This window comes from Neisseria sp. HMSC070F02 (genome assembly GCF_001814225.1).
GTDB classification, from domain to species: Bacteria; Pseudomonadota; Gammaproteobacteria; order Burkholderiales; family Neisseriaceae; genus Neisseria; species Neisseria meningitidis.
Window position 1 is genome coordinate 32,166 of sequence record NZ_KV815368.1, and the last position, 8,737, is coordinate 40,902.

7 protein-coding genes are annotated in these 8,737 nt (G+C 48.0%); 3 read left to right on the forward strand and 4 right to left on the reverse strand.

Going from position 1 to position 8,737, the window contains the following annotated elements:
* Nucleotides 1-19: 19 nt before the first annotated feature.
* Together sucC and sucD are read left to right on the forward strand one after the other, a co-directional pair.
* Nucleotides 20-1,231, forward strand: coding sequence for an ADP-forming succinate--CoA ligase subunit beta (sucC, locus tag HMPREF2959_RS02265; protein WP_302621444.1), 1,212 nt, complete (start codon nt 20-22; stop codon nt 1,229-1,231).
* Nucleotides 1,232-1,241: 10 nt separating this feature from the next.
* Entirely contained in the window at nt 1,242-2,132 is an 891-nt protein-coding gene (gene sucD / locus HMPREF2959_RS02270; RefSeq protein WP_002238494.1) for a succinate--CoA ligase subunit alpha, read from the forward strand.
* A gap of 236 nt (nt 2,133-2,368) precedes the next feature.
* On the opposite strand, the gene HMPREF2959_RS02275 is transcribed toward sucD, so the two are convergent.
* From HMPREF2959_RS02275 to uvrA, 4 genes are all read right to left on the reverse strand, one after another.
* Nucleotides 2,369-2,698, reverse strand: coding sequence for an REP-associated tyrosine transposase (locus tag HMPREF2959_RS02275; RefSeq protein WP_002239024.1), 330 nt, complete (start codon nt 2,696-2,698; stop codon nt 2,369-2,371).
* Between the two features lie 424 nt (nt 2,699-3,122).
* A complete protein-coding gene (locus HMPREF2959_RS02280; protein WP_002213736.1) occupies nt 3,123-3,617 on the reverse strand; it encodes a hypothetical protein in 495 nt (164 codons plus the stop codon).
* Between the two features lie 18 nt (nt 3,618-3,635).
* A complete protein-coding gene (locus HMPREF2959_RS02285) occupies nt 3,636-4,700 on the reverse strand; it encodes a DUF262 domain-containing protein (protein WP_002239025.1) in 1,065 nt (354 codons plus the stop codon).
* 26 nt (nt 4,701-4,726) lie between these two features.
* On the reverse strand, nt 4,727-7,585 hold the full coding sequence (gene uvrA / locus HMPREF2959_RS02290; protein WP_002243474.1) for an excinuclease ABC subunit UvrA: 2,859 nt from the start codon (nt 7,583-7,585) through the stop codon (nt 4,727-4,729).
* Between the two features lie 154 nt (nt 7,586-7,739).
* On the opposite strand from uvrA, the gene HMPREF2959_RS02295 reads away from it, so the two are divergent.
* Complete coding sequence (locus tag HMPREF2959_RS02295) at nt 7,740-8,537, forward strand: phosphatidylserine decarboxylase (protein WP_002239027.1); 798 nt, start codon at nt 7,740-7,742, stop codon at nt 8,535-8,537.
* Nucleotides 8,538-8,737: the final 200 nt, after the last annotated feature.

Below are 8,737 nucleotides of genomic sequence, written 5' to 3' on the forward strand. Positions count from 1 at the left end.
AAACGCACGGGCTTGCCATTTGGAGGCAAACTCGGGGCATTCCACTAATCTAAAGGAGAAATCCATGAATTTACACGAGTATCAGGCTAAAGAACTGCTGGCTAGCTACGGTTTGCCCGTACAAGGCGGTATTTTGGCACACAACGGCGAAGAAGCCGCTGCAGCTTACGACAAATTGGGCGGCAAATTCGCTGTTGTCAAAGCACAAGTACATGCCGGCGGCCGCGGTAAAGCGGGCGGCGTAAAAGTCGTTAAAAGCCGCGAAGAAGCTAAAGAAGTGGCTGAAAGCCTGATTGGCACCAACTTGGTAACTTACCAAACCGATGCCAACGGTCAACCTGTCAACAGCGTTTTGGTTTGCGAAGATATGTATCCGGTTCAAACCGAGCTGTACTTGGGCGCAGTGGTTGACCGTTCTACCCGCCGCGTTACATTCATGGCTTCTACCGAAGGCGGTGTGGAAATCGAAAAAGTTGCTGCCGAAACTCCAGAAAAAATCTTCAAAGTAACCGTTGATCCGCTGGTCGGCCTGCAACCTTGCCAAGCTCGCGAAGTTGCCTTCCAACTGGGCTTGAAAGACAAACAAATCAACGAGTTCGTCAAACTGATGACCGGCGCGTACAAAGCGTTTGTCGAAAACGACTTCGCCCTGTTTGAAGTCAACCCGCTGGCAGTTCGCGAAAACGGCGCACTGGCTTGCGTGGACGGCAAAATCGGCATCGACAGCAACGCGCTCTACCGCCTGCCAAAAATCGCTGAATTGCGCGACAAATCTCAAGAAAACGAACGTGAACTGAAAGCTTCTGAATTCGACCTGAACTATGTTGCCCTAGAAGGTAATATCGGCTGTATGGTTAACGGTGCCGGTTTGGCGATGGCCACCATGGACATCATCAAACTGAAAGGCGGCCAACCTGCCAACTTCTTGGACGTTGGCGGCGGCGCAACCAAAGACCGCGTGGTTGAAGCGTTCAAACTGATTTTGGAAGACAAATCCGTTAAAGGCGTATTGATCAACATCTTCGGCGGTATCGTACGTTGCGACATGATTGCGGAAGCCATCGTGGCAGCCGTTAAAGAAATCAACGTCGACGTTCCTGTCGTTGTTCGTTTGGAAGGTAACAACGCCGAACTCGGCGCGAAAATCCTGAACGAATCAGGCCTGAAACTGACTTCTGCAGACGGCCTGAATGACGCAGCCGAAAAAATTGTTGCAGCCGTAAACGCCTAAGGAGAAAAGAATGAGCGTATTGATTAATAAAGACACCAAAGTATTGGTTCAAGGTTTCACCGGTAAAAACGGTACTTTCCACTCCGAACAAGCTCTGGCTTACGGCACTAAAGTTGTCGGCGGCGTTACCCCGGGCAAAGGCGGTCAAACCCACCTGAACCTGCCTGTATTCAACACCATGAAAGAAGCGGTTAAAGAAACCGGCGCGGATGCATCTGTAATTTACGTTCCCGCTCCGTTTGTGTTGGATTCTATCGTTGAAGCCGTTGATTCAGGCGTAGGCTTGGTCGTTGTGATTACCGAAGGCGTGCCTACTCTGGACATGCTCAAAGCCAAACGTTATTTGGAAACCAACGGCAACGGTACCCGCTTGGTCGGCCCTAACTGCCCGGGCGTGATTACTCCGGATGAGTGCAAAATCGGTATTATGCCGGGCCACATCCACACTCCGGGCCGCATCGGTATTATTTCCCGTTCCGGTACATTGACTTACGAAGCCGTGGCACAAACCACCAAACTGGGCTTGGGTCAATCAACCTGTATCGGTATCGGCGGCGACCCGATTCCTGGTATGAATCAAATCGACGCACTGAAACTCTTCCAAGAAGACCCGGATACCGACGCCATCATCATGATCGGTGAAATCGGCGGTACTGCGGAAGAAGAAGCAGCCGAATACATCCAATCCAACGTAACCAAACCTGTTGTAGGTTACATTGCTGGTGTTACCGCTCCTAAAGGCAAACGTATGGGCCACGCCGGTGCGATTATTTCCGGCGGTAAAGGTACTGCCGAGGAAAAATTCGCCGCTTTCGAAAAAGCCGGTATCGCTTACACCCGCAGCCCTGCCGAGTTGGGCACTACCATGCTGGAAGTGTTGAAAACAAAAGGTTTGGCATAATCAGGTTTGACAACTGATTGAACATCAAATGCCGTCTGAAACCGGAAATCAGGTTTCAGACGGCATTTTGTTTGTCATTTCAAAAAGAGGCAGCCTCAACATACCCACATTATTTTTTGCCCTTTGAGGCAGTCAGAATATTTATCGGTCAAACAGGAGCAAACCCGTAAGTCAGGTTGCACACGCCTTGTTTGAAGTCCGGGAATGGATAAGTATCGCATTTGAAAAGACTAATATTATTTTTTGCGGGATTCTGTTTTAGCACGCGACATTCTTTGTTTGATAGGATTGGAATGGATGTAGTCCGCACGATGCTGCAAATCCGTTTCATCGCGCACGGTGTGTTCGTAAAAACACCGTTGCCAAATACCGCGTTCGTGCCGCCGCTGTTTGCTGGCAGACAGGTTTTCGGCATGAGGGAAATGTGCGGAGAATTTGGTTTTAATCAGCCGCCAGCGCAGGGAATAATCCGCATCGTCGGGTGGCAGCGTCCAAATGGCGTGGATATGGTTCGGCAGCACGCATACGGCGACGGTTTCAAAGGAATATTGTTTTTGCACATCCATATAAGCTGCCCGCGAAGTCGATATGTTCGACAAGCAGGCGCGATTTCGGGGCGGAGGGTTTGACAGTGAAACAGAATGTGCCGCCGGCAATGAAGTTTCTGCGATAACGCGACATAGGATTTTTGTTTGTGGTTTGGGTGTTGGAGAAGGAATGGTTTGTTGTTTTTAGGTTTTAGCTTTGTTAAATTTGACGTTTTCAGACGATATCGGAGGTCGTCTGAAAGCGCTAGCTTCAACGAAGTTAAAAATTGAAACGGCAAACCGTCAATCAAGCAGCAACCGCGTGCGTACCGCATATACCCTACACGTTGGTTTTGAAGTCTCGTTTGATTCATAGGCAGGGTGTGTAGCGTAGTCACGCACGCGGTTAATTGAGTATGCAGGCTACGGCTTGCTACACGTTGGTTTCGAAGTTTCGTGTGATTCACGGGTTGATAAGATTTAATTCCCTTTCTAATTCTATCAATGAATCGTATATATTAATTAGAACTTGTTTATAATAAGATGGTGCTTGAAATTGTTGTGTTACTCCAGCTGTGGAAGTGTGCGCACAATCATCTCGAGCTTTTTTTAAGGATTTAGTAGTATTTTTCAGTAAGTCTAGATAACCTCCATTTTGTTTTAAATTATTCTCAATAGTCTCTACGTTAATTAAGCCTACAACAATAATTAAAAGATTTCTTATGTTAGAACTGTAATTTGCTCCCCACGTATTTTTTATTTTTTCTTCGAAATACTTGAGATTATCTGAATTTAGTTTACTCTGTGAATAATGGATCAAAAGTTCATCAATAGTCTCCTCTAACCACCCACTTAACTCCAATATTGCTAACTTTGAATAATAAACTTGATCAGCTGGATTATTCTGATAAAGGCTATCTAAGTTATTAAGTGTCTGTTCTATTAAAATTTTATCCATGTTTATACCTAGTGTTGCTTAAGAAAAACAATTAATAGATGCACGTATCCTATTTTTTACTTTGTCCTTATTAGATAAGCCCTCCTTTAGACTATCAATGCTATATTCTGGTAAGTTTCTAAAATTATCAAATAGCATTTTAATTTCTTCATTTTCTTTATTTTTTAAATAATCTAAATTTTTTGCAACACCAATCAATAAACCTTCAAGAAATGTTTTTCCAAAATTAGATGATGAATAGTGATCAAAAATTTTTTCATAAATAAAATTGACTGTGCGTAAATATAATTCTTTCATAGATTCAGCCTCATTTTCATCTAAATAAATTTTTTCAAACATCATATCATTTAGAAACTTAGCCAAACTCCCATTGTAATCATCTAAATTATAGTAAAAGGAGAAAAATCTTAATATCATTTCTTCATTAGCAAACCGTTTTTTCTTTTTAAATAATCTTATTGTTTCTTCAGAATTAGCCAATTCTTTAAGAAGTTTATTGAATGATCCATTATAAATACAATTTCTTATTTCTTGATTATTTAATCTAACTCCACCTGAATTCAGTCGATGAAAAATAGTAAATAAATATTGATTGTGCTCTTTTTTTGAGTAATCACATCTGATCACTGTTATAGGAATTACTACATTTTGTACGCGTTCAAATAATTCTTTTTCCCTAGTTTTGATTGTATAAACAGTTTTTCCAGCAAGTCTTTGATCAATATCCTCAAGCTTTGAAAGTTTCCATTCATCATCAGACAAAAAATTGATAATACTGTTTAGACGTTGTAAGCCATCTATAACTAACCGTTTATCTGTTTTATAATCGTAACTAATACATAAACTAGGAATTGGAAGTTGCTTCGTTAAACTGTCAATAAACCTTGTTTGGTCTAGAGTGGACCAAACGATATCTCTCTGGAAATCAGGCTGAATATTTAATTGGCCTGAAGAATGCAAACGTAATAAATCTGCACATGATCTTAGTTCATTGAAAGCAACAATATCAGATGGAGGGATATTATTTACATCACTTTCAAACATTTGTTCTTCTTCAAGTTTTTTTAATTTGTTATCAATCATTTTAGATACTCCATAAAATTTAAGATTTACATATTTATTAGGAGAATACTTTTCAAATACTTCCCAGTATAACTCCCCTTAACTTTCGCTACTTCTTCTGGGCTACCTGAAGCAATAATTTTACCACCTCCATCTCCCCCTTCCGGCCCCAAATCCACAATATAATCAGCCGTTTTTATAACGTCAAGATTATGCTCGATAATCACAATCGAGTTGCCTTTGCCTTTCAGATGACCTATGACTTCCAGCAGCAGGGCGATGTCGGCGAAGTGCAGGCCGGTGGTGGGTTCGTCGAGGATGTAGAGTGTTCTGCCGGTGTCGCGTTTGGAGAGTTCCAAAGCAAGTTTGACGCGCTGGGCTTCGCCGCCGGAGAGGGTGGTGGCGGATTGGCCGAGACGGATGTAGCCTAAGCCTACGTCCATCAAGGTTTGCAGTTTGCGCGATACGGTGGGGACGGCGTCGAAGAATTCGCGGGCTTCTTCGACGGTCATGTCGAGGACTTGACTGATGTTTTTGCCTTTGTATTGGATTTCGAGGGTTTCGCGGTTGTAGCGTTTGCCGTGGCAGACTTCGCAGGGGACGTACACGTCGGGCAGGAAGTGCATTTCGACTTTAATCACGCCGTCGCCTTGGCAGGCTTCGCAGCGGCCGCCTTTGACGTTGAAGGAGAATCTGCCGACGTTGTAGCCGCGTTCGCGCGAGAGGGGTACGCCGGCGAAGAGTTCGCGGATGGGGGTGAACAGGCCGGTGTAGGTGGCGGGGTTGGAGCGCGGGGTGCGACCGATGGGGGATTGGTCGACGTTGATGACTTTGTCGAGGTGTTCGAGGCCGCGGATGTCGTCGTATGGGGCGGGTTCTTCTTGGGCGCGGTTGAGTTCGCGGGCGGTGATTTTGGCGAGGGTGTCGTTAATCAGGGTGGACTTGCCGCTGCCGGATACGCCGGTGATGCAGGTAATTAAACCGAGCGGCAGTTCGAGGGTAACGTTTTTGAGGTTGTTGCCGCGCGCGCCTTTGAGGACGAGCATTCGGCCGGGATTGACGGGCGTGCGTTCAGACGGCACGGCAATGGATTTTTTGCCGCTGAGGTATTGTCCGGTAACGGAGTTTTCGCATTTGGCGACGTTTTCGGGGGTATCGGCAATCAGTACGTTGCCGCCGTGCTCACCCGCACCCGGGCCCATATCGACGACGAAATCGGCTTCGCGGATGGCGTCTTCGTCGTGTTCGACTACAATCACGCTGTTGCCTAAATCGCGCAGGCGTTTGAGGGTGGCGAGCAGGCGGTCGTTGTCGCGCTGGTGCAGGCCGATGGAGGGTTCGTCCAAAACGTACATCACGCCGGTCAGGCCGCTGCCGATTTGGCTGGCGAGTCGGATGCGCTGGGCTTCGCCGCCGGAAAGGGTTTCGGCGGAGCGGGAGAGATTCAGGTAATCCAGCCCGACGTTAATCAAAAAGCCGAGCCGCTCGGTGATTTCTTTGAGGATTTTTTCGGCGATTTGTTTTTTGTTGCCGTCCAAATCCAGCGTTTCAAAGAATCGGTGGGTTTTGGTCAGCGGCCAGGCGGAGACTTCGTGCAACGGTTCGCCGCTGACGTAAACGTAGCGCGCTTCTTTGCGCAAACGTGCACCGCCGCAGCTCGGGCAGGCGCGGTGGTTTTGGTATTCGCGCAATTTTTCGCGCACGGTTTCGCTGTCGGTTTCGCGGTAGCGGCGTTCGAGATTGGGAATGATGCCTTCGAAGGCGTGGCTGCGGTTGAAGGTGGTGCCGCGTTCGGATAGGTAGGTGAAATCAATGACTTCCTTGCCCGAACCGTGCAACACGACTTTTTTGATTTTTGCAGGTAGGGTTTCCCAAGCAGCCTGCACATCAAAACCGTAATGCCGTGCCAGCGACTGAATCATTTGGAAATAGAACTGGTTGCGTTTGTCCCAGCCGTCAATCGCGCCCGAAGCCAGCGACAATTCGGGGTGGGCGACCACTTTTTCGGGGTCGAAGAAATTGGTGTTGCCCAAGCCGTCGCAAGTCGGGCAGGAACCCATCGGGTTGTTGAAGGAAAACAGGCGCGGCTCTAATTCTGGCAGGCTGTACGAACATACGGGGCAGGCGAAACGCGCGGAAAACCAATGTTCTTCGCCGCTGTCCATCTCCATCGCCAGCGCGCGCTCGTTGCCGTGGCGTAACGCGGTTTCAAAACTTTCCGCCAGCCGCTGCTTGATGTCCGCCTTCACTTTCACGCGGTCGATGACCACGTCGATGTTGTGCTTGATGTTTTTTTCCAGCTTCGGCACTTCGTCAAGCTGATAGACCTCGCCGTCCACGCGCACGCGCGCAAAACCCTGCGCCTGCAAGTCGGCAAAGAAATCGACAAACTCGCCCTTACGCTCGCGTACCGCCGGCGCCAGAATCATCACGCGCGTGTCTTCCGGCAGTTTCAATACGGCATCGACCATCTGCGATACGGTTTGGCTGGATAGCGGCAGATTGTGTTCGGGGCAATACGGCGTACCGACGCGGGCGTACAAAAGGCGCAGATAGTCGTGGATTTCCGTTACCGTGCCGACGGTGGAACGCGGATTGTGGCTGGTGGATTTTTGCTCGATGGAAATCGCGGGCGACAGACCTTCAATCAAATCGACATCGGGTTTGTCCATCATCTGCAAAAACTGCCGCGCATAGGCGGAAAGGCTCTCGACATAACGGCGTTGACCTTCGGCATATAAAGTATCAAATGCCAGCGACGATTTGCCGCTGCCCGACAATCCTGTTACCACCACCAGCTTGTGGCGCGGAATGTCCAAATCGATGTTTTTCAAATTATGCGTGCGCGCGCCGCGTATGCGGATGGTGTCGTTGTCGTGCGAATGTTGGGGACGATGGTTGCACATAATGGATGCCGCCTGAAAAATAAAGGAAAACCGATATTGTAGCACTTTCTCGGATGCCGTCTGAAGCCGCGTTCAGACGGCATTTGTCGGCGGAACGCGGCGGATTCCGCTATAATGGCGGCAATTTTAACTCGCTTGAACAAAAGGATGACAAATGAACCGTCTTTACCCCCACCCGATTATCGCCCGTGAGGGCTGGCCGATTATTGGCGGCGGTTTGGCTTTGAGCCTGCTGGTGTCGATATGTTGCGGCTGGTGGTCTTTGCCGTTTTGGGTGTTTACCGTATTTGCATTGCAGTTTTTCCGCGACCCTGCGCGTGAGATTCCGCAAAATCCTGAAGCGGTGTTGAGTCCTGTTGACGGCCGTATCGTGGTGGTCGAGCGCGCACGCGATCCGTATCGTGATGTCGATGCTTTGAAAATCAGTATTTTTATGAACGTGTTCAACGTGCATTCGCAAAAATCGCCTGCCGATTGTACGGTAACGAAAGTGGTCTATAACAAAGGCAAATTCGTGAATGCGGATTTGGACAAAGCCAGCACGGAAAACGAACGTAATGCGGTGTTGGCGACTACGGCTTCCGGTCGTGAAATTACTTTTGTTCAAGTGGCCGGTTTGGTGGCGCGCCGTATTTTGTGCTACACCCAAGCAGGTGCGAAACTGTCCCGCGGCGAACGTTATGGCTTTATCCGCTTCGGTTCGCGCGTGGATATGTATCTGCCTGTCGATGCGCAGGCGCAAGTGGCGATTGGCGATAAAGTAACCGGCGTAAAAACTGTATTGGCGCGTCTGCCGCTGACTGCGCCGCAAATCGAATCCGAGCCTGAATCTGAGCCAGCTTTACAAACTGCTTCGGTTGAAACAGCGGCAAACCCATCTGCCGAACAACGGCAAATTGAAGCAGCGGCGGCTAAGATTCAGGCGGCTGTGCAAGATGTGTTGAAAGATTAATTTTGCGAACTGAAATAGAAAATATCAGTACCATCATTCACACGAATGAGGAAGTTTGGTTTTTTGAATTTTTGCTAATGTTCACACCGTCATTCCCACGAAAGTGGGAATCTAGAAACGTAACGTTACGACGATTTATCGGAAACGACTGAAACCGGACGGACTGGATTCCCGCCTGCGCGGGAATGACAACTCATTAG